A 24,058-nucleotide genomic window follows, 5' to 3' on the forward strand; every position below is an offset into this window, starting at 1 on the left:
TTCAGTTCAACTTGGAGGACCGCATGGCAGTCGAGGACGACATCCAGTTCGAGCGTGACGGTCACGTCGCCCGGATCTGGCTCAACCGGCCCCACAAGCGCAACTGCATCACCGTGGCGATGCTCCACCGGCTCGACGAGATCATCACCGAGGTCGAGGCCGACCCGGAGCTGCGCGTCGTGGTCGTGCGGGGCCGGGGGAACACCTTCTCCTCCGGGTTCGACCTCGACAGCCTGCAGTCGGACTTCATCGGGACGAGCACCGCGATGGACGTCGCGGTGGTGTCCGCGAAGGTGTGCGACCGGCTCTACTCCATGAGCAAGCCGTCGGTCGCGGTGCTCGAGGGCTACGTGACGGCCGGTGGGTTCGAGGTCATGATCTCGTGCGACTTCGCGATCGCCGACGAGTCCGCCCTGATCGGGGACTTCCACATCCGCCGCGCGCTCTTCGGCGGCGCCGGCCCGATCTACCGGCTCCCGCGGATGCTCGGCATCCGCAAGACCAAGGAGCTGATGCTCACGGGCAAGCTGCTGAACGGCAAGGAGGCCGACGAGTACGACCTGGTCAACGCGAGTGCGCCGGCGGAGACGCTCGACGCGACGGTCGAGGAGTTCATCAGCCACCTCACCGACAAGAGCCCGTTCCAGATGAAGCTGACGAAGATGGCCGTCGACCGCGGCCTCGACGCGGACATCGCGTCCCTGATGGTCATGGAGCACCTCGCCGTCGGCGTGACCCTGAACTCGGACGACGCCGCCGAGGGGGTCGCCGCGTTCCTGGAGAAGCGCGACCCGAAGTGGACCGGGCGCTGACCCTGCTCGTCGTCGCGCCGGGGGAGCGTGCCGATGCGCGCGACCCCGGCGCGACCACCCGCCCGGAACGGTCCGGGAGCCGAAGGAGAGTCATGACCAGGTCGATTCCGGCCACCGACGCGGACGCGGAGCTCGCCGCGCGCGTCCGCTCGGCACTCGACGCCCCCGGTGCCGGCCCGATGTCCGTCCTGGAGGGCGGCCGGTCGGGGCTCACCTACGTCCTGCGGCACGGCGACGCCGGGGTCGTCGTCAAGGCGGTGCCGCCCGGCCGGCGGGCGATCGGCCGTCACGACGTGCTCCACCAGGCCACCGCGCTGGCCGTGCTGGCCGTCCGTGGCCTGCCACTGCCGCGCGTGCTCGCCCGCGACGAGGCCGAACCGGCCTGGTTCGCGATGGAGTTCGCCGCCGGTGAGGCCGTCGAGCCGGTGCTCACCGTCGACACCGAGATCGATCCGGTCCTCGCCAGGACCCGGATGCTCGCCGCCGCGCGGATCCTCGGGGCGCTGCACGCCGTACCCACGGCGGAGCTGGACGCCGCGGTCACCGCCCTCGGTGCGGCGCCGCCCGTCCCGGCCGGTCCGGGCGAGGAGCTGGCCCGCTGGACCCGCACGATGCGCGCGGTCCCCGACGAGCTCCGCCCGGGATCGGAGGAGCTGCTCGCGGCCCTGGCCGCGAGCGTCCCCGCGGCCGTCGCACCCACCGTCGTGCACGGGGACTTCCGCCTCGGGAACCTGCTGTTCGACGGCACCACACCGACGGCACTCGTCGACTGGGAGATCTGGGGCGTCGGCGACCCGCGGGGCGACCTCGCCTGGTTCGGGGTGTTCACCGACGGACGGCTGTTCCCCGGTTCCGGCCGGGAGGTCGCCGGCCTGCCGACCGAGGAGGAGCTCGGCCGGGAGTACCGGGCCGCGCGGGGTGACGACGGCGGTACCGAGCAGGACCTCGCCTGGTTCCGGGCGGTCGGGCGGATGAAGATGGCCGCGATCATGGGGCACAACCTGGTGCGCCACCGGACCGGCGCCCACCACGACCCGGTGCAGGAACAGCTGCCCCCCGCGATCGCCGCGATGATCCGCGACGCGCGCCTGCTCCTGGACGGCGGGGACGCCGGATGACCGTCCCGACCCCCGCCGCCGTCTTCGACCTGACCGGCCGGACCGCGCTCGTCACCGGCGCGTCGTCCGGTCTCGGGGCGCGCTTCGCGCAGGTGCTCGCGGCCGCGGGCGCCACCGTCTGGGCCGCCGCCCGTCGCGAGGAACGGCTCGTGGAGCTGGCCTCCCGGAACCCCCTCGTCCGCCCGGCCGCGGCCGACGTCTCCTCGGAGGCGGACCGCGCCGCGTTGATGGAGCGGATCGTCGACGAGACCGGACCGCTCGACGTGCTGGTGAACAACGCCGGCGTCGGCAGCGGGGCCCGGCCCCTCGACGAGCACCCCGACGCCTTCGCCGGGGTGCTCGGGACGAACCTGGTGGGTCCGTTCCACCTCTCCCAGCTGGCGGCCCGGGCCGCGGACGGCCGCGAGCTGTCGATCGTCAACGTCAGCTCCATCGTGGGCGTCGTCGCGACCGCGCCGCGCGGCGGCGCCGGGTACGCCGCGGGCAAGGCCGGCCTCGTGGGGCTGACCCGCCAGCTCGCCGGGCACTGGGGCACCCGCGGCGTGCGGGTCAACGCCCTGGCACCGGGCTGGTTCCGCACCGAGATGAACGACGCGATGTTCGACGACGCCGCATCACTCCGGTGGATCGAGCGCAACACGATGGTCCGGCGCCCCGGGCGTCCCCCGGAGCTCGACGGCGCGCTGCTGTTCCTGGCCTCGGGTGCGTCGGCGTACTGCACCGGGCAGGTCCTCGCGATCGACGGGGGGTGGACGGCCCGATGAACGACACCGGAGAGACGGGGCCCGCGGGGTTCGCCGACACCGCACGGACGTGGCTGGCCGGTCGTCTGGAACCGCGTGGTGACGCTCCGCGCGACTCGGTGGCGGTGTTCCACGACCTGCCGTACGAGCAGGAGCGGGAGCTGCTCGACCGCATCAGGGGATGGCTGCGGACGAAGTTCGACGCCGGGTACGGCGCGATCTCCTGGCCGGTGGAGCACGGCGGTGCGGGGCTGTCGGCGTTGCACGAGGAGGCCTTCGCCGAGGTCGAGCGCGAGTTCGCGCACCCCGGCCGGCACGAGCTGACGTCGGTGTCGACGGCCCTGATCGCGCCCACGGTGCAGCTGTTCGGCACCGCGGAGCAGCGTGACCGGCTGGTGCGCCCGTTGCTGCGGGGCGACGTGCTGGCGTGCCAGCTGTTCTCCGAGCCCTCGGCGGGGTCGGACCTGGCGGGTCTGGCCACCCGGGCGGTGCGCGACGGCGACGGATGGGTCGTCAACGGCCAGAAGGTGTGGAGCTCCGGGGCGCAGTTCGCGGGGTGGGGCGAGCTGATCTGCCGCACCGACCCGGACGTGGCCAAGCACAAGGGACTGACCGCGTTCCTGCTGCCGATGGACACCCCGGGGGTCGAGGTGCGGCCGCTGCGGCAGATGTCGGGCGGGTCGTCGTTCTGCGAGGTGTTCCTGGACGACGTCCGGATCCCGGACTCGCTGCGGCTCGGCGAGGTCGGCGGTGGCTGGGCCGTCACGCTGGCCACGCTCCGTTTCGAGCGTGGGTCGTCGGGCGCCGACGTGGACCTCGGCGGCGGCTTCGCCCAGCTCGTCGAGGACGCCGGCCGCCTGGACCGCCTCGCGGCCCCGGAGGTCCGGCGGGCGCTGGCGGAGGTGTGGGCGGCCGAGAAGGTCGCGGCGCTGTCGGCGCAGCGCGACCGGGAGACGCGGCAGGCCGGCGGGGAGCCGGGCCCGATGGGGTCGCTGCGGAAGCTGGCGTGGGCGCAGCGGCTGACGCTGGTGTCGCAGGCGGCGGCCGTCCTCCTCGGGCCACGGCTCGTCGCGGACGCCGGGGACGGAACGTACCGCTGGACCGAGCACTACCTGGGCGCTCCGGGCTACCGGATCGCGGGCGGGTCGGACGAGGTCCAGCGCACGATCATCGCGGAGCGCCTGCTGGGGCTGCCGCCGGAGCCGCGCGCCGATCGTGGCGTGGCGTGGAAGGACATCCCGAGATGACGACGAGTGTGGAGCGGTCCGTGGCCGCCGTCCGCGGCGGAGCCGGTGCCGGCGAACCCCTGGCGGGCCGGCGGGCTCTGGTGACCGGTGGGTCGCGGGGGCTGGGCCGGGAGATCGCGATCGCGTTCGCGGCCGCCGGGGCGGACGTGGCGATCGCCTCGCGCAGGAAGGACACGTGCGAGGAACTGGCGGGTGAGCTGGCGTCGGCGACCGGACGGCGGGTCAGCGCCCACGCGGCGCACGTGGGGGAGTGGGATCGCCTGGACCCGCTGCTCGACGAGGTCGAGCAGGAGCTGGGTCCGGTGGACGTGCTCGTCAACAACGCCGGGATCGCGCCGGTCTACCCCTCGCTCGACGCCGTCTCCGAGGCCCTGTTCGACAAGGTGTTCGCGGTCAACGTGAAGGGGCCGTTCCGGCTGATGGCCGCGGCGGGGAGACGCATGGCGCCCCGCGGCGGCGGGGTGGTCCTCAACATCTCGTCGATGGGGTCGCAGCGGCCCACGGCGGGCGACCTGCCCTACACGGCGGCGAAGTCGGCGTTGAACACGCTCACGGCCGGGTTCGCGCAGGAGTACGGGCCGGGCGTGCGGGTGAACACGATCCTGGCCGGCCCGTTCGCCACCGACATCAGCAAGGCCTGGGATCCCGATGTCGTCGAGCGGATGGCGCGGGACTGGCCGTCGAGGCGGGTGGGTGAGCCGCACGAGATCGTCGGGGCGGCGCTGTACCTGTGCGGGCCGCACGCGACCTACACGACCGGTGCCCTGCTGGCCGTCGACGGCGGACGGCTGGCAGCACCGTGATCGGGGGCAGGGAGACGGTGGACGACGCGCTGTTCGTCGAGACCGCGGACGGGCCGGCGTTGCTGGGCAGCCGGTGCGCCGACTGTGCCGCGTACACGTTCCCCGTCCAGGGCGGGTGTCCGCGCTGCACGGGCTCGTCGATGACGCCGGTGCCGCTGTCGCGGACCGGGACCCTGTGGTCGTGGACGGTGCAGGGGTTCCGCCCGAAGCCGCCCTACACCGGTACTGAGGCGTACGAGCCGTTCGGCGTGGGCTACGTGGAGTTGCCCGGCCAGCTGATCGTCGAGGCCCGGCTCACCGGGACCGACCCGGCGGAGCTGGCGATCGGGATGGCGGTCGAGCTGGTGCTCACCCCCTTCCGGGACGACGAGTCCGGTCGGCACGTGCACACCTTCGCGTTCGCGGGGGTGCGCGATGAGTGAGGTGGCGATCGTCGGGATCGGGATGCACCGGTTCGGGCGCACCGAGGGGGTGTCCGGGCGTGCGCAGGCCGTGCACGCCGCCCGCGCGGCGCTGCGCGACTGCGGGCTGTCGTTCGCGGACATGCAGTTCGGGTTCGGCGGGTCGCACTCGGCCGGGGACGCGGACACGCTGGTCTCGGAGCTGGGGCTGACCGGGCTGCCGTTCATCAACGTGGCCAACGGGTGCGCCACCGGCGGGTCGGCGCTGATCGCGGCGGACGCGGCGATCCGGTCGGGGCAGCACGACGTCGGGATCGTGATCGGCTTCGACAAGCACCCGCGGGGTGCGTTCGCCACCGACCCGGCCGAGCACGGGATCGGTGCCTGGTACGGCGAGACCGGGATGATGGTGACCACGCAGTTCTTCGGGATGAAGATCCAGCGCTACCTGCACGAGCACGATCTCGACCCGGCGGTGCTGGCCACGGTCGCGGAGAAGGCCTTCCGCAACGGGGCCCGCAATCCGATGGCGTGGCGGCGCACGGAGATCGGCGCCGCCGAGATCGCGGCCGCCCCGATGATCTCGCACCCGTTGACGCAGTACATGTACTGCTCACCGGCGGAGGGCGCGGTCGCGCTGGTGCTGTGCCGTGCCGACCGGGCGCGGGAGTACGCCGGGAACCCGGTGTTCCTGCAGGGTGCGGCGTTCCGGAGCAGGCGGTACGGGTCGTTCGAGGTGTTCTCCCCGTGGATCGCGGCCGAGCGGGCCGACTCGCCCACCGTGGAGGCCTCGGCGGCGGCGTTCACCGCGGCCGGGATCGACCCGTCCGAGGTCGACGTCGCCCAGATCCAGGACACCGAGTCCGGGGCGGAGCTGATGCACATGGCCGAGACCGGGCTGTGCGCCCACGGCGAGCAGGCCGGGCTGATCACCTCCGGCGCGACGGCGATCGAGGGCCGGTTGCCGGTCAACACCGACGGCGGCTGCATCGCCAACGGCGAGCCGATCGGCGCGTCCGGGCTGCGGCAGGTCTACGAGAACGTGCTCCAGCTGCGCGGCGACGCCGGCGGGCACCAGGTTCCGGGGGATCCGCGGGTCGGGTTCACCCACGTCTACGGGGCGCCGGGCATCTCCGCCTGCACCGTCCTGACCCGGTAGGGGGCACCGCACATGAGCTGGGGATTCGAGACCGATCCCGACGTCCAGGCCGAGCTGGACTGGGTCGAGGAGTTCGTCCGGACCGAGGTCGAGCCCGTCGACCAGGTGATCGAGCACGCCTGGAACCCGCGCGACCCGGTGCGCAACGCCCTGATCAAGCCCCTCCAGCAGCAGGTCCGCGAGCGCAACCTGTGGGCGGCCCACCTGGGCCCCGAGCTGAGCGGCAAGGGCTACGGGCAGCTTCGGCTGGCGCTGCTGAACGAGAAGTTGGGCCGCACGCACTCGGGCCCGGTGGTGTTCGGCTGCCAGGCCCCGGACTCGGGCAACGCCGAGATCCTGGCCCACTACGGCAGCGACCACCTCAAGCGCACCTACCTCGACCCGCTCGTCGAGGGCGAGATCGTGTCGTGCTTCTCGATGACCGAGCCGCACGGCGGGTCGGACCCGACCGGCTTCCGCACCACCGCGGTGCTCGACGGCGACGAGTGGGTCATCAACGGGGAGAAGTGGTTCTCCTCCCACGCACTGTGGGCGGAGTTCCTGATCGTCATGGCGGTGACCGAGCCGGACGCCCCCGCGCACACGAGCATGTCGATGTTCGTCGTGCCGGCCGGCACCCCGGGGATCGAACGCGTCCGCGACGTCAGCGTGTGGGGGCACGACGAGCCGGTCGGCTCGCACAACTATCTGCGCTACACCGATGTGCGCGTCCCTGCCGAGAACATCCTCGGTGGACGCGGCCAGGCGTTCGCCGTGGCGCAGACCCGCCTCGGTGGGGGGCGGATCCACCACGCGATGCGCACCGTCGGGCTGGTGACCAGCGCATTCGAGATGATGAAGCGCCGCGCGGTGTCCCGGACCTCCAAGGGCGAGCGGCTGGCCGACAAGCAGCTGGTCCAGGAGAAGATCGCCGACTCCTGGATCCAGATCGAGCAGTTCCGGTTGCTGGTGCTGCGCACCGCCTGGCGGATCGACCAGTACGACGACTACCGGAAGGTGCGCGCCGACATCTCCGCGGTCAAGGCGGCCATGCCGAAGGTCCTCGCCGACGTCGCCGGGAGGGCGATCCAGATCCACGGCTCGCTGGGCATCTCGAAGGAGCTGCCCTTCGGCAAGTGGGTCATGGAGTCGTTCCACATGGGACTCGCCGACGGCGCCACCGAGGTGCACAAGGTCAACCTCGCGCAGGCGCTGCTGCGCGGCACCGCCCCCGACGAGGGCCTGTTCCCGCCCTACACCCTGCCCACCCGGGAGGCCGCCGCCCGCGAGCGGTTCGCCGAGGTCCTCGCCGCCGCCTCCGACGACGGACGGCCGGCATGACCCCGCGCCTGACCCCGGACGGGGACGCCGAGAACCTGCGCTCGGTCGTCCGGGGGTTCCTCGAACGCCACACCGAGCCCGATCCCGACCCGGACGCCGGCTGGGACGACACCACCTGGCGCCGCTTCGCCACCGAACTCGGCGCCGTCGCCCTCGACGTGCCCGACGAACTGGGCGGCGCCGGGGCGACCTTCCGCGAGGTGGGCGTCGTCGCCGGGGAGCTGGGCCGGCGTCCCGCCCGGCTGCCGTGGTTCTCGACCGCCGTACTCGGCGTCGGGGTGCTGCTGCACACCACCGGCACCGACGACGTCCGCCACGACCTGCTCCAGCGGCTCGTCGACGGCCGGACGACCGCGACCCTGGCCCACACCGACCGCGCCGGGCGCGGGAGCACGTACGCGACCGGCGACGACGCCACGGGATGGCGGCTCGGCGGCGCCAAGACGCTGGTCGTCGAGGGGGCCACCGCAGGCGTCCTGTTCGTGACCGCAGGGACGGCGACCGGTCCCCGCCTGTTCGCCGTGGACGGCGACGCCGCCGGGCTCGTGCGCACCCCGCTGCGGGCCATGGACCCCACCCGCCAGCTCGCCGACGTCGTCCTCGACGGCACCCCGGGCACACCGCTCGGGGCCCCCGGCGACGCGCCAGGGGTCGTCGGACGGGTACTCGCCCGTGCCCGGGCGGCGCTCGCGTGCGAGCAGACCGGCGGAGCGGGCGCCGCGATGGACCAGGCCGTCGATCACGCCGCGCGGCGCCTGCAGTTCGGCCGCCCGATCGCCACCTTCCAGGCGGTCAAGCACCGCTGCGCCGACATGGCCGTCCGGGTCGAGGCAGCCCGGTCCGCCTCGCTCTGGGCGGCGGCGGCGGTCGCCGAGGACACCGACGTGGACACCGCCACCACGCTGGCCGCGCTGGTCTGCGCCGACGCGCACCGCTGGGTCGCCGCGGAGAACGTCCAGGTCCACGGCGGGATCGGCTTCACCTGGGAGCACACCGCCCACCTGCAGGTGCGACGCGCCGCGACGAGCGCGGTGCTGCTCGGCGAACCGGACCACGACACGCTGCTCGCGACGATCGGAGTGTGACGCCGATGCCCCCCACGGACGACGTGGACCTGCTGGTGATCGGTGGCGGGATGGCCGGGCTGACCGCGGCCGTGCGCGCGGTGGGGCACGGCCTCGACGTCGTGCTCGTCGAACGGGCGCCGTCGCTGGGCGGGTCGGCCCTCTACGCCGGGTACCTGTGGACCGCCGCCACGGCCGGGGCGATGCGCGCGGCGAACCCGTCCGGCGACCCGGACCTGTGCGCCGCCGTCGTCGACGGGTTCCCGGCCGCACTCGGCCTGCTGGACGACCTCGGAGTCCCCTACGGGCCGCCCGTCACGATGCTCCGGCACGGGACCGGGCACCAGTTCGACACCGCCCTGTTCGTCGACACCTGCCGGCGGCGGATCACCGACGCCGGGAGCATCGGCACCGGCGTCGTGACGCGGCAGCTGCGCACCGACCCGGCGGGGGCGGTCGTCGGGGCCGACCTGCAGCTCGCCGACGGCACCGAGCGGACGGTGCACGCCCGCGCGACCGTGCTCGCGACCGGCGGCTTCCAGGGCGATCCCGGTCTGCGGGCCGAGCACGTCCACCCGCTCGCCGCGGACATCGCGCTCCGCTCCAACCCGCACAGCCGGGGAGACGGCCTGCGCCTCGCCCGCGCCGCCGGTGGCACGCTGACGAACTCCCGCGGCGGCTTCTACGGTCATCTGGTGCCGGCGGGTGTCGAGCTGCGCCCCGAGCACTACGTCGATCTCGCGCTCTACTACAGCGAGCACGCGGCCCTGTTCAACCTGGCCGGAGAGCGCTTCGTCGACGAGACCGTCGGCGACCACCTGACGACCATGGCCCTGGCCGGGCAACCCGGGGCGCGGGGGCTGCTCGTCACCGACGCCCGGGGGCACCGCGAGTGGGTCACCCAGGCCTACGTCGCGGGGGCCCCGGCGACCGACAAGTTCGCACTGGCGGACCGGCAGGGCGCACGGTGCGTCGTGGCCGACGCCCCGTCCGACTTCGCCGGGATGCCGCCGGAGTGGGGCTACGACGGCCCACGCATCGCCGCCGGGCTCGAACGGATCGCGACCGGGCGCGACCCCGCACCCGCGCGGCGGTTCGACCCGCGCCCGCTCGACGAGCCGCCCTACTACGTCGTCGAGGTCGCGCCGGCGATCACCTTCCCCTTCGCCGGGATCGGGATCGACCACCGGGCCAGGGTCACCGGTGCCGACGGCCACGCCGTCCCGGGGCTCTACGCCGCGGGCTCCGACATCGGCGGGCTCTACGTCGGCGCCTACGCCGGCGGGCTCGCGCCCGCCGTGGTGTTCGGGATGGCCGCGGCGGACGACGTCGCCCGGCAGGTGAGATGAATCCGGTTCGGCTCGCGCGGTTAGGGTGGGTCCGGACAGCCGCAGGGGAGGGTCGCCAGGATGAGCATCGAAGCGCTGACCGAGGCCGACGACGGCCCGCGGTCGAAGCGGCCCGCGATCCTCGCCGCGGCGGTCGAGTGCTTCGGCGAGGTCGGCTACGAGGCCACGAAGTGGTCCGAGGTCGCCGAGCGCGTCGGCATCGGGCAGACGGCGCTCTACCACTACTTCGAGTCCAAGGCGCACTGCCTGCTGACGATCATGCGGCTCGGGCTGCGCAACTCGGACGCGGCGTTCCGGGAGGCGACCGCGCAGACGCCGACGGGGACCGCCGGGCTGCGCGCCGCCGTCGCCGCCGCCTACGCGATCTCGCCGCAGGAGGTGCAGCAGAACCGGATCCTGCAGGCCAACATCGCCCTGCTGGCCAACCAGCGTGCATCCCGCCGCGAGGAGACGGAGCGCGAGGCCTGCCGCGAGCTCGTCGTCCGGATCGAGCGGAACTGGGCGGACCTGCTCGAGCGCGGGATCGCGGCCGGGGACTTCCCGCAGCACGATCCGACGATCATGGCGCGCAGCCTGCTCGGGCTGATCGTCGGTGTGTGGCGGTGGTACCGGCCGGACGGGACCCTCGAGCTGGGAACCATCTCGGAGTTCATCGGCGGGTGCTGCGTGCGCATGGTGGCCGGTTCCGAACCGGTCGACTGAGCCCCGTCCGACCTCTTGCCCGTCCGACGGCCCGCCGCTAGCGTGAAGCAAGCCGAACTGAACTCATCTCAGTTTGTCGGGTCTCGTCGAGGAGGACGGTGCCGTGATCATCCTGGAGTACTACGCGCGACTCGACGGCGCCGAGCCGCTGACCGCGCTCGAGCTCGTCGAACCGGATGTCGAGTTCCTCATCGCGCTCCCCGGGAGCGAGATCCGGGGCGGCCGGAGGGCCGACCTCGAGGACTACATCACCGGCCGCCCGCCGGTCGGCCGCAGGCACCGGCTGCTGCGCAGCAGCTCCGACGGTGACCTGGAGATGGTCTACGGCGTCGTCGTCGAGGGCGACGGTCGCGGGACCGGCTCGTTCTCCGCCGTCGCGCTGCTGTCCCCGGACAAGCGCGTCGCCCGGTACCAGGCCTTCTTCCATCCCACCTTCGGCATGTTCCCGCTGCCCGGACACGACACAGGAGAGAGCGCATGACCGCCCCGGCCTCCACCTCGCCCGTCCTGAACCGCTGGTTCGCCACGCTCGACGGGGACTCGCCCGACGGCATCCTCGACATGATCGCGCCGGGCTTCCGGTTCTCGATCGTCTTCGGGACCGGAGCCGGCGCCGCGACCGACTTCGCGGGTGGCCGCGAGGCGATGCAGCAGTACCTCGCACAGCGGGAGAAGGGCGTGCTGACCCACCACGTGCTGGCCGGCTCGACCGTGGGGGCCGACGAGCTGGCGCTCGGGCAGGCCCGCCGTGCCGGTGCCTTCGAGTCCACCTTCGTCGCGGCGGCCCGCCTGGACGACACCGGGAGGGTCGCCTCGCTGATGATCGGCCGCTCGCCCGAGCTGGACGTCGAGAGCGCCTGAACCCCGACCACGAAGGAGACTGCGATGTTCAACCTCGCCCTGCTCGCCGCCCGGCCCCCGGAGTGGACGCACGAGCAGTTCATCACCTGGTGGCGCGGCGAGCACGCCGAGGTCACCTACCCGCTGCCGGGCCTGCGCGCCTGGCGGCACACCGCGGTGTCGAGCGCTCTCGAACCCCGCTCGGAAGGCTGGGACGGGCTGTCGGTCCTGAGCTTCGACGACGAGGCGGCCGCGCGCGCCGCACTGGCGAGTGACCAGTGGGCCGCAGCAGTCGCCCAGGTGGGATCGATGCGTGGCAGGCGGATCGCGTTGCTCGGTGACGAGCGCGAGATGTTCCGGGCCTGAGGAGCGGAGACCATGAAGGAGCTCGTCGCGCAGCTGGACGGCCGCGCACGCACCGACCCCGACGCCGTGCTCGCCATCGACGCGGACGGCCCGCACACGCTCGCCGGCGTCCTGCGCGCGGCGGACTCCCTGGCGGTGACCCTGACCGAGGTCTGCGGGCCGCGGGCGACCGTGCTGCTGCAGGCGGACAACTCCTGGCGCACGGTCGTCGCCGCCGTCGCCGTGGGGCGCGTGGGCGGCACGCTCGCGCTGATCAGCAGGCACGGCACGCGTCAGGAGCTCGTCGCCGCGTGCGAGGACATCGAGCCCGACGCGATCGTCACCGCGAACGGGACCGCCGCGGCGTGGGACGTGGCCGGGCTCCGCCCGGCGCCTCCCGTGCCGGTGCTCGACGGGTGGTCGCTCGCCGGTGGCCCCGCCCGGCCCGCCGGGCGCTGGGCCGGTGGCGTGGTGATCGGCCTGACCTCGGGATCGACCGGACGCGCCAAGGGTGTGGTGCAGAGCGAGGCGGCCCTGCGCTACGCCTGCCGTTCCACGATCGACGCGGTCGGCCTTCGCCCCGGGGACACGGTGGCGGCGCTGGTGCCGCTGTCATCGGCGGCGTCGGTGTGCTTCGGGCTGTACCTGCCGCTGATGCTCGGCGGCACGGTGCTGCTGCTCGACCGGTGGGACCCGGCGGGCGCGGTCGCCGCGATGGCCGGCCACGACGTCCGCTGGGCGATGTGTGTCCCCACGATGGCGCTGCAGATGGGCACCGAGGCCGAGCGGGAGGGCATGCTGACCGCGATGACGGCCATGACGGTCGGCGGGGGGCCCATGGACGCCGGTGCGCTGGGGCGTGCCGAACGCAGGCTCGGCACCCGGATCCTGCGCGTGTTCGGCATGTCGGAGTGCCTGGGGCACACCACGTCCCTGCCCTCGGACCCCGCGGACCGGCGCCTCGGCACGGACGGGACACCGTTCCCGGGCACGACCCTGCGGGCCGTCGACGAGTCCGGGGTGCCGCTCCCCGCGCGCACCGCCGGCCGGGCCCAGGTACGTGGGCCGTCGCTGTTCGCCGGCTACGCCCGGGCCGGAGCGGTGGACCCGCCGGAGCTGACCGCCGAGGGCTTCTTCCCCACCGGTGACGTCGTGGAGGTCGGCGACGACCGCACCGTGTCGATCAGGGGGCGGGAGAAGGACATCATCATCCGCGGCGGTCGCAACATCGACATCACCGAGATCGAGTTCGCCGTCGCGCGACATCCCCAGGTCGAGCAGGTGTGCGTGGTGCCGGTTCCCGACGACGTCCTGGGGGAGCGGATCGCCCTGCTGACCGTCACCGACCGCGACGACCTCGACCTCACCGAGATCCAGCGGCACCTGGCCGACACCGGACTGGCGAAGGGCAAGTGGCCGGAGTACGTGTTCCGGGTGGACGCCCTGCCGCAGAACCGGGTGGGCAAGCTCTCCCGGGTGGACGCGGCGCGCATCGCCCGGGAGCTGCGCAGCGCGGCCACGGCCTAGGCGTGCGCCGGGAGCGGGAACACCTGTCGTCGGCGAAAATGAACTGACCTCAATTCAGGACGGTGGATCGTGCAGGACAGTTACCCGGAGGTCCCGAGCGGACGGTTCGGCGGCTCGGTCGTCGTGGTCACGGGCGCCGGTTCCGGGCTGGGCCGGGCCGTCGCGCACCGTCTGGCGGCGGAGGGGGCCGAACTCGCCCTGCTCGACCGCGACCGGGAGGCGGTGGAGGCGGTCGCCGCGGAGCTGCCCCGCTCCGTGCCCCACGTGGTCGACGTCGCCGACCCCGCCGCCGTCGACGCGGTCTTCGCGCAGGTGCTCGCGGAGCACGGGGCGGTCGCCGGGCTGGTCAACAACGCCGGAGTGGTGGGTGAGCAGGTCCCGATCCACCGGACGTCCGACGCGACCTGGGCCGCCGTGATGCGGGTCAACGCCGACGGTGCCTTCCACGTCCTGCGTGCGGGCCTGCGGGCGATGGTGGCGACCGGTGGTGGCTCGGTGGTCTCCATGTCGTCGTCATCGGGCCTGTCCGGGAAGCCGAACATGGCGCCCTACTCCTTCTCCAAGGCCGGCGTCGTCGGGCTCACGCGCTCGGCGGCGGTCGAGTACGCCGACCGCGGCATCCGGGTCAACGCGGTCGCCCCGACGGCGGTCCGGACCCCGCTGGTCGAGCGGCACATCCGCGACGCACCCGATCCCGAGGCGATGGAGCGGCTCGTCGCCTCGCAGTCACCGTTGCCGGGGATCGCGACGCCCGGTGACGTCGCCGCCGTCGTGGCGTTCCTGCTCTCCGCCGACGCCGCGTGGATCACGGGGCTGACCGTGCCCGTCGACGGCGGCTACCACGCCACCTGACCTCTTCCCCTCTCCCACCGTCCGGCGGCCGCGCCGCCGGACGCAGCGCAAAGGAGCGCCGATGTCCGAGGCCACACCGGAGGAAGCGACCCGGATCGGGCGCAAGGCCAGTACCGCCGCCGCGGTCGGCACCGCCATCGAGTACTACGACTTCGCCATCTACGGCTACCTGGCCGTCGTACTGGCCCCGCTGTTCTTCCCCAGCCAGGACGGGCTGATCGGCGTGCTCGCCACGCTGGTCGTGGTGGCGGGCGGCTTCGTCGCCCGGCCGATCGGCGGGCTGATCTTCGGCAGGCTCGGTGACCGCCGCGGGCGGCGCGCCGTCCTGATGGCCACGGTGGCGCTGATGGGCGTGTCGACCGTCCTGACCGGACTGCTGCCCACCTACGCCACCATCGGCGTCGCCGCTCCGATCCTGCTCGCCGTGCTGCGCATCGCGCAGGGGATCTCGGCCGGCGGCGAGATCGGCGGCGCCGCGTCCCTGGCGACCGAGTCCGCTCCCGCAGGACGCCGCGGCCTGTTCGGGTCGGCGACGTCGATCGGGGTCACCCTCGGCCTGGCGGGCGCCGCCGCGGCGGTGGGGACGGTCACCGCCCTCACCACGCCGGAGCAGCTCGCGTCCTGGGGCTGGCGGATCCCCTTCCTGATCGCCGGGCCGCTGCTCGTCGGCGCCGTGCTCTACCGCATGCGGGTCGAGGACTCACCCGTCTTCCAGGAGCTCGTCCAGCACTCGGAACCGGAGAAGGCGCCGGTGACCGAGGTCCTCCGCAACCACCGCACCTCGGTGCTGCGCACCGTCGGGATCGTCTACGCGACCCTGACCACCGGCAGCCTGGCCTCGGTCTACATCCTCGTGCACCTGTCGGCCGTGCTGGAGTACTCGCTGACCGGCTCGCTGTGGCTCGTCGTGCTGATCGTGCTCCTGCCCATCGGGCTCGTGCCGTGGGCGGGGGCCCTGAGCGACCGCTTCGGGCGCCGGGCCGTGCTCGCCGCGGCCCAGTGCGGGTTCCTCGTCCTCGCCGTGCCCTGCTTCTGGGTGATGCAGCAGGGCTCGCTGGTCCTGGCCATGGTCGCGGCCGTCGTCCTCAACATCCCGTTCGCGGTCCAGCAGGGCGTGCTCTACACGCTGCTCCCCGAGCTGTTCCCGACGAGGATCCGCTACACCGGCGTCTCGATCGGGTTCAACATCGGCGGCGTGCTCGGCTCGGGGCTCGTCTCGGTCATCGCCACCGGTCTCGTCTCGCTGACCGGCAACACGCTCGCGCCGTCGTTCTACATGATCTTCGCCGCCGCGGTCGGCCTGCTCGTCGTCGTGATCACCCGTGAGACCGTGCGGGACGTGATGGGGACGGAGGCCCCGGGGGCCGCGGCACCGGCGGGGGGCGCGCCGCGCTGAACCTTCCGGACGCAGTTCGACGGCCCGGCCGCACGAGTGCGACCGGGCCGTCCGTCCCGAACTGACGCGCCGCTCCCACCACGAAGCGACACCGCAGACATTAGGTAAGCCTGACCTAAGTGTCAAGCCTCGCTCCCAGCAGCTCCCGCATCTCGGGGAGATCGAAGTGCTCCACGGTCTCCCAGGCGGACGGACTGCCGTGGTGCGGGTCGGCGCCGGCGTCGAGCAGCGCCGTCACCGACGGGGCCGAGCGGGCGAAGAGCGCCGCGGCGATCGCGGTCTGCCCGCGGTCGTTGGTGCGGCCGGGATCGGCACCCCGGCCCAGGAGATCGGCGACGATCGCGTCGTGGCCGTAGTAGGACGCCAGGATCAGCAGCGTGTCGCCCTTCGGGTCGGTGATCTCCACCGGCACGCCGGCGTCGAGATAGGCCGCGAGCCGGTCGCCCGCGCCCTCCCGGGCCAGGTCGAACATCCGGTGTGCGAGCTCCACGGCGGCCTCGTCCATGGGGCCACCGTAGGTTCGCACGGTCGGGCGCGCGCGAGCACGCACGACTGTCGTACCCCGCGGCTAACCTGCTCAGCGTGAGTTCCCAGACCGACGAGCAGGCCCGCGAGCGGCACGCGCAGCTGGCCGCCGAGGTGGCCGACCACCAGTTCCGGTACTACGTGCTGGACGCGCCCGTCGTGTCCGACGGCCAGTTCGACGAGCTCTGGCACGAGCTGCTCGGGCTGGAGGACGCCCATCCCGGGCTGGCGACGCCGCAGTCGCCGACCCAGAAGGTCGGCGGCACCTTCTCCACCGAGTTCACCGCGCACGACCACCTCGAGCGGATGCTCTCGCTCGACAACGCCTTCTCCGCCGACGACCTGCGGACCTGGCAGGAACGGGTCACCCGCGAGGTCGGCGAGAACCTGCACTACCTCTGCGAGCTCAAGATCGACGGGCTGGCGGTGAACCTGCTCTACGAGGGCGGGACGCTCACCCGCGCGCTGACCCGGGGCGACGGGCGCACCGGCGAGGACATCACGCTGAACATGCGCACCCTCGGAGAGGTGCCGGTCACGCTCACCGGGACCGACGAGTTCCCGGTGCCGGCCCTGGTCGAGGTCCGGGGCGAGGTCTACTTCCGGCTGGAGGACTTCGACCGGCTCAACGCCTCCCTGGTCGAGGCGGGCAAGGAGCCGTTCGCGAACCCCCGCAACACCGCGGCCGGGTCGCTGCGCCAGAAGGACCCGCGGGTCACCGCGTCGAGGAACCTGCGGCTGATCTGCCACGGGATCGGCCGGCGGGACGGGTTCACCCCGGTCACCCAGTCCCAGGCCTACGACGCGCTGGTCGCCTGGGGCCTGCCGATCTCGCCGCGCACGCGGGTGCTGCGGGGGATCGAGAAGGTGGTGGAGTTCGTCGAGCACTGGGGCGAGCACCGGCACGACGTCGAGCACGAGATCGACGGCGTCGTGGTCAAGGTCGACGAGGTCGCGCTGCAGCGCAGGCTCGGCGCGACGTCGCGGTTCCCGCGCTGGGCGATCGCCTACAAGTACCCGCCTGAGCAGGCGACCACGAGGCTCCTCGACATCCGGGTCAACGTCGGGCGGACCGGGCGGGTCACCCCGTTCGCGGTGATGGAGCCGGTCAAGGTCGCCGGCTCGACGGTCGAGATGGCGACCCTGCACAACGCCGACGAGGTGCGCCGCAAGGGCGTGCTGATCGGCGACCGGGTGGTCATCCGCAAGGCGGGGGACGTGATCCCCGAGGTGCTCGGGCCGGTCACCGACGTCCGCGACGGTTCCGAGCGGGCGTTCGTGATGCCGACGCACTGTCCCGAGTGCGGCACCGCCCTGGTGCAGCAGAAGGCGGGCGACGTCGACCGTCGCTGCCCGAACGCCCGGTCCTGCCCGGCGCAGCTGCGCGAGCGGCTGTTCCACGTGGCGGGGCGGGGCTCGTTCGACATCGAGGGGCTCGGCTACGAGGCCGCCGTCGCGCTGCTCACCTCCGGGGTGCTGACCGACGAGGGCGACGTCTTCTCCCTCACCGAGGACGAGCTGCTGCGGACCGACCTGTTCCGGAACCAGAAGGGCGAGCTGACGGTCAACGGCCGCAAGCTGCTCACCAACCTGGAGGCCGCGAAGGACCGTCCGCTGTGGCGGGTGCTGGTCGGGCTCTCGATCCGGCACGTCGGCCCGACCGCCGCCCAGGCGCTCGCTCGCGAGTTCGGCTCCATGGAGGCGCTCGAGCAGGCCGCGGCCCGCGCGAAGGAGGACACCGAGGCGGCCGGCGTCGAGATCGTCTCGGACGGCTCCGCGGGCGAGGAGGCACCGGCCGTCCCGGTCACCGGCGACGCCGCCGTGGACGAGGCCCCCGCCGGCGACGCCCCAGCGGACGAGGTCCCCGCCGGCGACGCCCCCGCGAACGAGGTCCCCGCCGGCGACGCCCCCGCGGACGAGGCCCCCGCTGCGGCCGGTGGCGACGGGCCGTCCGCCGCGGGCGCCGCGGCCGAGGCGGAGGGCGACGCCGAGGCCGCCGTCGCCGACGCGGAGAAGCAGGAGCGGGCCGCCGTGCGCGCCCGCGCGAAGGCCGTCGCCGAGGCACTGGCCCCGATCGCCGGGGTGGACGGCGTCGGCCCGACCATCGCCGCCGCCGTGCGGGACTGGTTCTCCGTCGACTGGCACCGCGAGGTCGTGGAGAAGTGGCGGGCGTCCGGTGTGCGGATGGCGGACGAGGTCGACGACTCCGTCCCGCGGTTCCTGGAGGGACTGTCGATCGTGATCACCGGGTCGATGGACACGTGGTCCCGCGACGAGGCCAAGGAGGCGATCATGGCCCGCGGCGGGCGCGCCGCCGGGTCGGTGTCGAAGAAGACCGCGTTCCTCGTCGCCGGGGAGGCCCCGGGGTCGAAGTTCGACAAGGCGACGGAGCTGGGCGTCCCGGTCCTCGACGAGGCAGGCTTCCGGATCCTGCTCGACCGCGGCCCGGACGCGGCGCGGGAACACGCCTCCGCCGGGTGACCCGGGGCGCCGCCCGGCAGCCCGGTGCCGAGTGACCGGCACGTTGGGCGGATCGCGACCGGGCGACCGCGGCCGTCGTCGCGCCCGCCGCGGCGCGCCCCGCGTGACCGGCCGCTCACCGGGCGTGTTCCCGTCCGGCGCGGCCGACGTGCCGGACGGCGACGGCCCCTCCGGCCCGGCGCGTCCGGCCGCCCCCGTCCGGCCCGCAGCACCTACTCTCGGAGCAGGCCGGGTGTCCGGCCGGGTGGCGAGCGGAAGGCGGAATCTCCGGTGTTGCAGGCGGCTCTCAACGGGTCACGACCGGCGGACGCACATCCCGCCCTCCCGGTGCTGCCGCGCCACCTGGCCCGCGACGCCCGTGCGGTGGCCCGGCTCGGTGTCACCTCGGTGCACGTCCACCCGCGCGACGACTCCGGCTCCGAGACGAACGACCCCTCCGTCGTCGGCGACGTCGTCGCATTGATCCGGCAGGAGGCGCCGGGCATCGAGATCGGCGTGCCCACCGGCCGCTGGATCCAGCCCGACCCGAACGACCGCGTCGAGACCGTCCTGACCTGGGGCCGGCTGGGTTCCGGCAAGCCCGACGTGTGCGGGGTCAACGTGCACGAGCTCGGCTGGACCGACGTCTGCCGGGCCGCCTGGTCGGTCGGCATCGCCGTCGAGCTGGGTGTCTGGACCAGCGGCGACGCGGTGACCCTGCGCCAGAACGGCCTCCCGCCCGGGACCCGGCGGGTGATCGCGGAGTCGACCGTCATCGACCCGGAGACCGCCGTCGCCGAGGGCATCCGGATCCTGCGTGCGCTCGGCCAGCCCCCGGTCCCCGTGCTGCTGCACGGCGAGGAGGAGGGCGCCTGGCCGGTCCTGGAGTACGCGACCCGGGTCAACATCGACACCCGGATCGGATTCGAGGACGTCCTGGTCCGGCCGGACGGCTGGCTGGCCACCGGCAACGACGACCTCGTCCGCACCGCCCTGTCGATCCGGGTCTGAGCCCCGGGCCCGGCGGGCGGGTCTCAGGCCTTGAGGACCGTCGCCACGATCCCGGCCAGGTGCGCCAGCCGCGCCAGCTCCGACGGCCGGAACACCGGCCCGCCCGGGCGCCCGACCACCAGCGTCTTCGGCGGCACCCCGGTGCCGAACGGCGCCGCGGCCAGCTCGGTGTCCATCGCCCGCCACGGCTCGGGCACCCAGTGGCCGTCGTCGAGCGCGATCGCCCGGTCCAGCGGCAGCCACGGCAGGTCCCCGGTGCGGGTCTCGGGGGCGGCCGAGCTCTCCGCGATGCGGTAGGAGCGGCCGTGCTCGCTCACCGCGACCAGCGCCCACCCGGCCCGGAACAGCCGCGGGACCTCCGCGGCGAGCAGGTCGAGCCCGTGCCCCGGGTCCCCGGCGATCTCGTCGAGCAGCTCCAGCTCGCGGTGTGTGTCCAGCTGCCCGGTGTGCGGGCGGACCGACTCCACCGTCACCCCCGGCACCGACTCGGCCGCGGTGATCAGCACGTCCGGCGGGCGGTGGGTCGACAGCTCGACCGCGATGTCGTCGATCGCCTGCCCGTCGCCACGCTCGACGACGTCGACGCTCAGGATGTCCGCACCCGCACCGCCGAGCGCGGACGCCACGGCTCCGAGGTTGCCGGGCTTGTCCGGGAGGATGACCCGGAGCAGGAACGACACGGACGGATCCTCTCCCTCGGCGCGGACGCCCTCGTGGGCATGCCGGTGACCCCCGCGCGGGCGGCGCGGGGCCGTCCGGCACGGGAACCGTGATCCTGCCACCCGGGCCCGCCGGAGGTCATCTCCTCCCCGCCGGTGCGCGGGCGCGGGCCCGGCCACCGGGGGGCGCCCGGGCGGGGGACCGGCGGGAATAGACTGGATGCACACCGGCGCACACGTCCCCGCCGGGGCGTGTCGGGCGGTGTCCCGGGTAGGCCGCAGCACCCGTCGTCGTCGTACCGCCGTCGCGGTGCGGTGGCCGCGAGCGCGCGGGACGCACCGCGACGGGACCGCCCAGCGCAGCCGCGAGCAGAACCATCCCGAGGAGGGGCATGACCGCCGATTCCCCCGCAGCGGGCGGGGCCATCACGCGGGACGAGGTCGCACACCTCGCCCGGCTGGCCCGCCTGGCCGTCACCGAGGAGGAGCTGGACGTCTTCGCGGGCCAGCTCGACGTGATCATCGGGTCGGTGGCCCGGGTCGGGGAGGTCGCCGCCGACGACATCCCGCCGACCTCGCACGCCGTCCCGCTGGAGAACGTGTTCCGGCCCGACGAGCGCCGTCCGAGCCTGGAGCAGTCCCAGGCGCTGGCCGGTGCGCCGGCCGCCGAGCAGGGCCGTTTCCGGGTGCCGCGGATCCTGGGGGAGGAGCAGTGAGCGATCTCGTCCGCATGACGGCCGCCGAGCTCGCAGGGAAGATCCACTCCCGCGAGGTCTCCGCGGTCGAGGCCGCACAGGCCCACCTCGACCGGATCGCCGCCGTCGACGACGGGGTGCACGCGTTCCTGCACGTCGGTGCCGAGTCCGCGCTGGCCTCCGCCGGCCGGGTCGACGCGGCGCTGGCCGACGGGGCCGTCCCGGTGTCGCCGCTGGCCGGTGTGCCGCTGGCGCTCAAGGACGTCTTCACCACCTCGGACATGCCGACCACGTGCGGCTCGAAGATCCTCGAGGGCTGGCAGCCGCCGTACGACGCGACGGTCACCGAGCGGCTGCGCGCCGCCGGGATCACGATCCTGGGCAAGACGAACATGGACGAGTTCGCGATGGGCTCCTCGACCGAGCACTCCGCGTACGGCGTCACCCGCAACCCGTGGGACACCTCGCGGGTCCCGGGCGGGTCCGGCGGCGGGTCCGCGGCCGCGCTGGCCGCGTACGAGGCACCGCTGGCGATCGGCACCGACACCGGCGGCTCGATCCGCCAGCCGGCCGCCTTCACCGGCACCGTCGGCGTCAAGCCCACCTACGGCCAGGTCTCGCGCTACGGCCTGGTGGCCTGCGCGTCGTCGCTGGACCAGGGCGGGCCGTGCGCCCGCACGGTGCTCGACGCGGCGCTGCTGCACGAGGTCATCGGCGGGCACGACCCGCGCGACTCGACGTCGATCGACCGCCCGGTGCCCGACGTCGTCGCGGCCGCCCGCCAGGGCGCGACCGGCGACCTGTCCGGGCTGAAGGTCGGCGTCGTCCGCGAGCTGGGCGGTGAGGGCTACCAGCCCGGCGTCCGGGCCGCGTACGACGCGTCGCTGCGCAGGCTCGAGAAGCTCGGCGCCGAGCTGGTCGAGGTGTCCTGCCCGCACTTCGAGTACGGGATGGCCGCCTACTACCTGATCCTGCCGAGCGAGGTATCGTCGAACCTGGCCCGGTTCGACGCGATGCGCTACGGCCTGCGCGCGGCCGAGGGCCGCAGCGCCGAGGAGGTCATGGCGAACACCCGCGAACAGGGCTTCGGCCCCGAGGTCAAGCGCCGGATCATGCTCGGCACCTACGCGCTGTCGTCGGGCTACTACGACGCCTACTACGGCCAGGCGCAGAAGGTCCGCACGCTGATCAGCCGGGACTTCGCGGCCGCGTTCGAGCAGGCCGACGTGCTGGTCTCGCCGACCACACCGACCGTGCCGTTCCCGATCGGGGACAAGGTCGACGACCCGCTGGCCATGTACCTCAACGACCTGGCCACGATCCCGACGAACCTGGCGGGCGTCGCCGGGATGTCGGTGCCGTCCGGGCTGTCCGAGGGTCTCCCGACGGGGCTGCAGGTCATGGCGCCCGCGCTCGGCGAGGCCGTGATGTACCGCGTCGGGGCCGCCTTCGAGGCCGCCCGCGACGCCGACGACGGCGGTCCCCTGATCGCGCGCGTTCCGGAGGTGTCCCCGTGACCACGACCGAACCCGAGCTGCTGGAGTACGACGACGTCGTCGCGCGCTTCGACCCGGTGCTGGGCATCGAGGTGCACGTGGAGCTGTCCACGAACACCAAGATGTTCTGCGGCTGCCCGACGGAGTTCGGTGCCGAGCCGAACACCCAGGTCTGCCCGGTCTGCCTGGGCCTGCCCGGCGCGCTGCCGGTCGTCAACCGGGCCGCGGTGGAGTCGGCGATCCGGATCGGCCTGGCGCTGAACTGCTCGATCGCCCCCTGGGGCCGGTTCGCCCGGAAGAACTACTTCTACCCGGACATGCCGAAGAACTTCCAGACCAGCCAGTACGACGAGCCGATCGCCGTCGACGGGTTCCTGGACCTGACCCTCGACGACGGCGAGGTCGTCCGGATCGGCATCGAGCGCGCGCACATGGAGGAGGACACCGGCAAGTCGCTGCACGTGGGCGGCTCGGACGGCCGGATCCACGGCGCCGACCACTCGCTGCTCGACTACAACCGGGCCGGCGTCCCGCTGATCGAGATCGTCACGAAGATGGTCCCGGACACCGGCGCCCGCGCCCCGGAGGTCGCCCGCGCGTACGTCACCGCGCTGCGTGACCTGGTCAAGTCCCTCGGCGTCTCGGACGTCCGGATGGACCAGGGCTCGATGCGCGCCGACGTGAACCTGTCGCTGTCGCCGAAGGGTGGCGCGCTGGGGACCCGCACCGAGACGAAGAACGTGAACTCGCTGCGGTCGGTCGAGCGCGCGGTCCGGCACGAGATGAGCCGGCAGGCCGGGGTGCTCGACGCGGGTGGCGAGATCGTCCAGGAGACCCGGCACTTCGACGAGGCCACCGGGCACACCCGCGCCGGGCGGCGCAAGGAGACCTCGGAGGACTACCGGTACTTCCCGGAGCCCGACCTGGTCCCGATCGCGCCGTCCGCCGAGTGGGTCGAGGAGCTCCGCGGCACCCTGCCGGAGCTGCCGTGGGAGCGGCGCCGCCGGATTCAGGACGAGTGGGGCGTCTCCGACGAGGAGATCCGCGACCTGGTCAACGCCGGTGCGCTGGACCTGGTCGAGGCGACCGTCGCCGCGGGGGCCTCGTCGCAGGAGGCCCGCTCCTGGTGGGTCGCCTACCTCGCCCAGCAGGCCAACACCCGCTCGGTGGAGCTCGCCGACCTCGCGATCACCCCGGAGCAGGTCGCCCGGGTGATCGAGCTCGTCGCGACGGGGGAGCTGACGAACAAGCTCGCCCGCCAGGTCGTCGACGGCGTGCTCGACGGCGAGGGCTCCCCGGACGAGGTCGTGGCCGCCCGTGGCCTGAAGGTCGTCTCCGACGAGGGCGAGCTGATCGCCGCCGTCGACGCGGCCCTGGCGGAGCAGCCCGACGTCGTGGAGAAGATCCGCGGCGGGAAGGTGCAGGCGGCCGGCGCGATCGTCGGTGCGGTCATGAAGGCGACCAAGGGCCAGGCCGACGCCAAGCGCGTCCGCGAGCTGGTCATCGAGCGGATCGGGGTCTGACCTGACCGGGG

General features: G+C 73.8%; 24 protein-coding genes. 22 read left to right on the forward strand and 2 right to left on the reverse strand.

Annotation, left to right across the window (positions count from 1 at the left end; all coding sequences use genetic code 11):
• Window positions 1-23 precede the first annotated feature (23 nt).
• The 17 genes from PP1_RS22885 (at window position 24) to PP1_RS22965 (ending at window position 15,678) form a co-directional block, all read left to right on the forward strand.
• Window positions 24-812 (forward strand): enoyl-CoA hydratase/isomerase family protein, encoded by a 789-nt coding sequence (locus tag PP1_RS22885; protein ID WP_010242085.1) that lies wholly within the window; start codon window positions 24-26, stop codon window positions 810-812.
• 92 nt (window positions 813-904) lie between these two features.
• Complete coding sequence (locus PP1_RS22890; protein ID WP_033200612.1) at window positions 905-1,930, forward strand: phosphotransferase family protein; 1,026 nt, start codon at window positions 905-907, stop codon at window positions 1,928-1,930.
• Window positions 1,927-2,694, forward strand: a complete 768-nt coding sequence (locus PP1_RS22895) for an SDR family NAD(P)-dependent oxidoreductase (protein ID WP_010242081.1) — start codon at window positions 1,927-1,929, stop codon at window positions 2,692-2,694. The genes PP1_RS22890 and PP1_RS22895 overlap by 4 nt, the downstream gene beginning before the upstream one ends.
• Window positions 2,691-3,920, forward strand: coding sequence for an acyl-CoA dehydrogenase family protein (locus PP1_RS22900; protein ID WP_050802559.1), 1,230 nt, complete (start codon window positions 2,691-2,693; stop codon window positions 3,918-3,920). The genes PP1_RS22895 and PP1_RS22900 overlap by 4 nt, the downstream gene beginning before the upstream one ends.
• Window positions 3,917-4,723, forward strand: coding sequence for an SDR family NAD(P)-dependent oxidoreductase (locus PP1_RS22905; RefSeq protein ID WP_029240026.1), 807 nt, complete (start codon window positions 3,917-3,919; stop codon window positions 4,721-4,723). Before PP1_RS22900 ends, PP1_RS22905 begins: the two co-directional genes overlap by 4 nt.
• Before the next feature lie 17 nt (window positions 4,724-4,740).
• The gene (locus PP1_RS22910) at window positions 4,741-5,145 is read left to right on the forward strand and encodes a Zn-ribbon domain-containing OB-fold protein (protein WP_249266042.1); all 405 of its coding nucleotides are present in this window, start codon (window positions 4,741-4,743) and stop codon (window positions 5,143-5,145) included.
• Window positions 5,138-6,283 (forward strand): thiolase family protein, encoded by a 1,146-nt coding sequence (locus tag PP1_RS22915; protein WP_033200608.1) that lies wholly within the window; start codon window positions 5,138-5,140, stop codon window positions 6,281-6,283. Before PP1_RS22910 ends, PP1_RS22915 begins: the two co-directional genes overlap by 8 nt.
• Window positions 6,284-6,295: 12 nt before the next feature.
• Entirely contained in the window at window positions 6,296-7,603 is a 1,308-nt protein-coding gene (locus tag PP1_RS22920; protein WP_010242071.1) for an acyl-CoA dehydrogenase family protein, read from the forward strand.
• Window positions 7,600-8,688 carry an acyl-CoA dehydrogenase family protein gene (locus PP1_RS22925; protein WP_010242069.1) on the forward strand — a complete coding sequence of 363 codons (1,089 nt, stop codon included), beginning with the start codon at window positions 7,600-7,602 and terminating at the stop codon, window positions 8,686-8,688. The genes PP1_RS22920 and PP1_RS22925 overlap by 4 nt, the downstream gene beginning before the upstream one ends.
• 5 nt (window positions 8,689-8,693) lie before the next feature.
• Window positions 8,694-10,016, forward strand: a complete 1,323-nt coding sequence (locus PP1_RS22930; RefSeq protein ID WP_033200611.1) for an FAD-binding protein — start codon at window positions 8,694-8,696, stop codon at window positions 10,014-10,016.
• Between the two features lie 60 nt (window positions 10,017-10,076).
• Window positions 10,077-10,718 (forward strand): TetR/AcrR family transcriptional regulator, encoded by a 642-nt coding sequence (locus PP1_RS22935; protein WP_010242063.1) that lies wholly within the window; start codon window positions 10,077-10,079, stop codon window positions 10,716-10,718.
• A 103-nt stretch (window positions 10,719-10,821) separates the two neighbouring features.
• A complete protein-coding gene (locus PP1_RS22940) occupies window positions 10,822-11,199 on the forward strand; it encodes a hypothetical protein (RefSeq protein ID WP_010242062.1) in 378 nt (125 codons plus the stop codon).
• Window positions 11,196-11,579, forward strand: a complete 384-nt coding sequence (locus tag PP1_RS22945; RefSeq protein WP_010242060.1) for a hypothetical protein — start codon at window positions 11,196-11,198, stop codon at window positions 11,577-11,579. Before PP1_RS22940 ends, PP1_RS22945 begins: the two co-directional genes overlap by 4 nt.
• Before the next feature lie 24 nt (window positions 11,580-11,603).
• Window positions 11,604-11,924, forward strand: a complete 321-nt coding sequence (locus PP1_RS22950; RefSeq protein ID WP_010242058.1) for an EthD family reductase — start codon at window positions 11,604-11,606, stop codon at window positions 11,922-11,924.
• A gap of 12 nt (window positions 11,925-11,936) precedes the next feature.
• Window positions 11,937-13,430: a class I adenylate-forming enzyme family protein gene (locus tag PP1_RS22955; protein WP_010242055.1), complete on the forward strand. Its 1,494-nt coding sequence runs from the start codon at window positions 11,937-11,939 to the stop codon at window positions 13,428-13,430.
• A 69-nt stretch (window positions 13,431-13,499) separates the two neighbouring features.
• Window positions 13,500-14,282: an SDR family NAD(P)-dependent oxidoreductase gene (locus PP1_RS22960; protein WP_010242053.1), complete on the forward strand. Its 783-nt coding sequence runs from the start codon at window positions 13,500-13,502 to the stop codon at window positions 14,280-14,282.
• A gap of 61 nt (window positions 14,283-14,343) precedes the next feature.
• Window positions 14,344-15,678 carry an MFS transporter gene (locus PP1_RS22965; RefSeq protein WP_010242050.1) on the forward strand — a complete coding sequence of 445 codons (1,335 nt, stop codon included), beginning with the start codon at window positions 14,344-14,346 and terminating at the stop codon, window positions 15,676-15,678.
• Window positions 15,679-15,793: 115 nt separating this feature from the next.
• Here PP1_RS22965 and PP1_RS22970 read toward each other — a convergent pair whose 3' ends face one another.
• Window positions 15,794-16,183, reverse strand: coding sequence for an ankyrin repeat domain-containing protein (locus tag PP1_RS22970; RefSeq protein ID WP_010242047.1), 390 nt, complete (start codon window positions 16,181-16,183; stop codon window positions 15,794-15,796).
• Window positions 16,184-16,251: 68 nt separating this feature from the next.
• On the opposite strand from PP1_RS22970, the gene ligA reads away from it, so the two are divergent.
• Both ligA and PP1_RS22980 read left to right on the forward strand, forming a co-directional pair.
• A complete protein-coding gene (ligA, locus tag PP1_RS22975) occupies window positions 16,252-18,684 on the forward strand; it encodes an NAD-dependent DNA ligase LigA (protein WP_083697384.1) in 2,433 nt (810 codons plus the stop codon).
• A 270-nt stretch (window positions 18,685-18,954) separates the two neighbouring features.
• Window positions 18,955-19,674, forward strand: coding sequence for a 3-keto-5-aminohexanoate cleavage protein (locus PP1_RS22980; RefSeq protein ID WP_029239444.1), 720 nt, complete (start codon window positions 18,955-18,957; stop codon window positions 19,672-19,674).
• A gap of 23 nt (window positions 19,675-19,697) precedes the next feature.
• On the opposite strand, the gene PP1_RS22985 is transcribed toward PP1_RS22980, so the two are convergent.
• Entirely contained in the window at window positions 19,698-20,354 is a 657-nt protein-coding gene (locus PP1_RS22985) for an amino acid-binding protein (protein WP_010228371.1), read from the reverse strand.
• Window positions 20,355-20,725: 371 nt separating this feature from the next.
• Between PP1_RS22985 and gatC the strand changes: the two genes are divergently transcribed.
• Genes gatC through gatB form a run of 3 tightly spaced genes read left to right on the forward strand, consistent with a single transcriptional unit; the run spans window position 20,726 to window position 24,047 of the window.
• Window positions 20,726-21,049: an Asp-tRNA(Asn)/Glu-tRNA(Gln) amidotransferase subunit GatC gene (gatC, locus tag PP1_RS22990; RefSeq protein WP_010228370.1), complete on the forward strand. Its 324-nt coding sequence runs from the start codon at window positions 20,726-20,728 to the stop codon at window positions 21,047-21,049.
• Window positions 21,046-22,545: an Asp-tRNA(Asn)/Glu-tRNA(Gln) amidotransferase subunit GatA gene (gene gatA, locus PP1_RS22995; protein WP_010228368.1), complete on the forward strand. Its 1,500-nt coding sequence runs from the start codon at window positions 21,046-21,048 to the stop codon at window positions 22,543-22,545. Before gatC ends, gatA begins: the two co-directional genes overlap by 4 nt.
• On the forward strand, window positions 22,542-24,047 hold the full coding sequence (gene gatB, locus PP1_RS23000) for an Asp-tRNA(Asn)/Glu-tRNA(Gln) amidotransferase subunit GatB (protein ID WP_010228366.1): 1,506 nt from the start codon (window positions 22,542-22,544) through the stop codon (window positions 24,045-24,047). Before gatA ends, gatB begins: the two co-directional genes overlap by 4 nt.
• Window positions 24,048-24,058: the final 11 nt, after the last annotated feature.

The sequence above is a fragment of the Pseudonocardia sp. P1 genome, from assembly GCF_000178675.2.
Taxonomy (GTDB): Bacteria; Actinomycetota; Actinomycetes; order Mycobacteriales; family Pseudonocardiaceae; genus Pseudonocardia.

What these genes read in the sequence shown, in the direction of transcription:
- PP1_RS22885 (WP_010242085.1), top strand. Translation starts at nt 24, where the DNA reads ATGGCAGTCGAGGACGACATCCAGTTCGAGCGTGACGGTCACGTCGCC.
- PP1_RS22890 (WP_033200612.1), top strand. Translation starts at nt 905, where the DNA reads ATGACCAGGTCGATTCCGGCCACCGACGCGGACGCGGAGCTCGCCGCG.
- PP1_RS22895 (WP_010242081.1), top strand. Translation starts at nt 1,927, where the DNA reads ATGACCGTCCCGACCCCCGCCGCCGTCTTCGACCTGACCGGCCGGACC.
- PP1_RS22900 (WP_050802559.1), top strand. Translation starts at nt 2,691, where the DNA reads ATGAACGACACCGGAGAGACGGGGCCCGCGGGGTTCGCCGACACCGCA.
- PP1_RS22905 (WP_029240026.1), top strand. Translation starts at nt 3,917, where the DNA reads ATGACGACGAGTGTGGAGCGGTCCGTGGCCGCCGTCCGCGGCGGAGCC.
- PP1_RS22915 (WP_033200608.1), top strand. Translation starts at nt 5,138, where the DNA reads ATGAGTGAGGTGGCGATCGTCGGGATCGGGATGCACCGGTTCGGGCGC.
- PP1_RS22920 (WP_010242071.1), top strand. Translation starts at nt 6,296, where the DNA reads ATGAGCTGGGGATTCGAGACCGATCCCGACGTCCAGGCCGAGCTGGAC.
- PP1_RS22925 (WP_010242069.1), top strand. Translation starts at nt 7,600, where the DNA reads ATGACCCCGCGCCTGACCCCGGACGGGGACGCCGAGAACCTGCGCTCG.
- PP1_RS22930 (WP_033200611.1), top strand. Translation starts at nt 8,694, where the DNA reads ATGCCCCCCACGGACGACGTGGACCTGCTGGTGATCGGTGGCGGGATG.
- PP1_RS22935 (WP_010242063.1), top strand. Translation starts at nt 10,077, where the DNA reads ATGAGCATCGAAGCGCTGACCGAGGCCGACGACGGCCCGCGGTCGAAG.
- PP1_RS22945 (WP_010242060.1), top strand. Translation starts at nt 11,196, where the DNA reads ATGACCGCCCCGGCCTCCACCTCGCCCGTCCTGAACCGCTGGTTCGCC.
- PP1_RS22950 (WP_010242058.1), top strand. Translation starts at nt 11,604, where the DNA reads ATGTTCAACCTCGCCCTGCTCGCCGCCCGGCCCCCGGAGTGGACGCAC.
- PP1_RS22955 (WP_010242055.1), top strand. Translation starts at nt 11,937, where the DNA reads ATGAAGGAGCTCGTCGCGCAGCTGGACGGCCGCGCACGCACCGACCCC.
- PP1_RS22965 (WP_010242050.1), top strand. Translation starts at nt 14,344, where the DNA reads ATGTCCGAGGCCACACCGGAGGAAGCGACCCGGATCGGGCGCAAGGCC.
- PP1_RS22970 (WP_010242047.1), bottom strand. Translation starts at nt 16,183, where the DNA reads ATGGACGAGGCCGCCGTGGAGCTCGCACACCGGATGTTCGACCTGGCC.
- gatC (WP_010228370.1), top strand. Translation starts at nt 20,726, where the DNA reads ATGACCGCCGATTCCCCCGCAGCGGGCGGGGCCATCACGCGGGACGAG.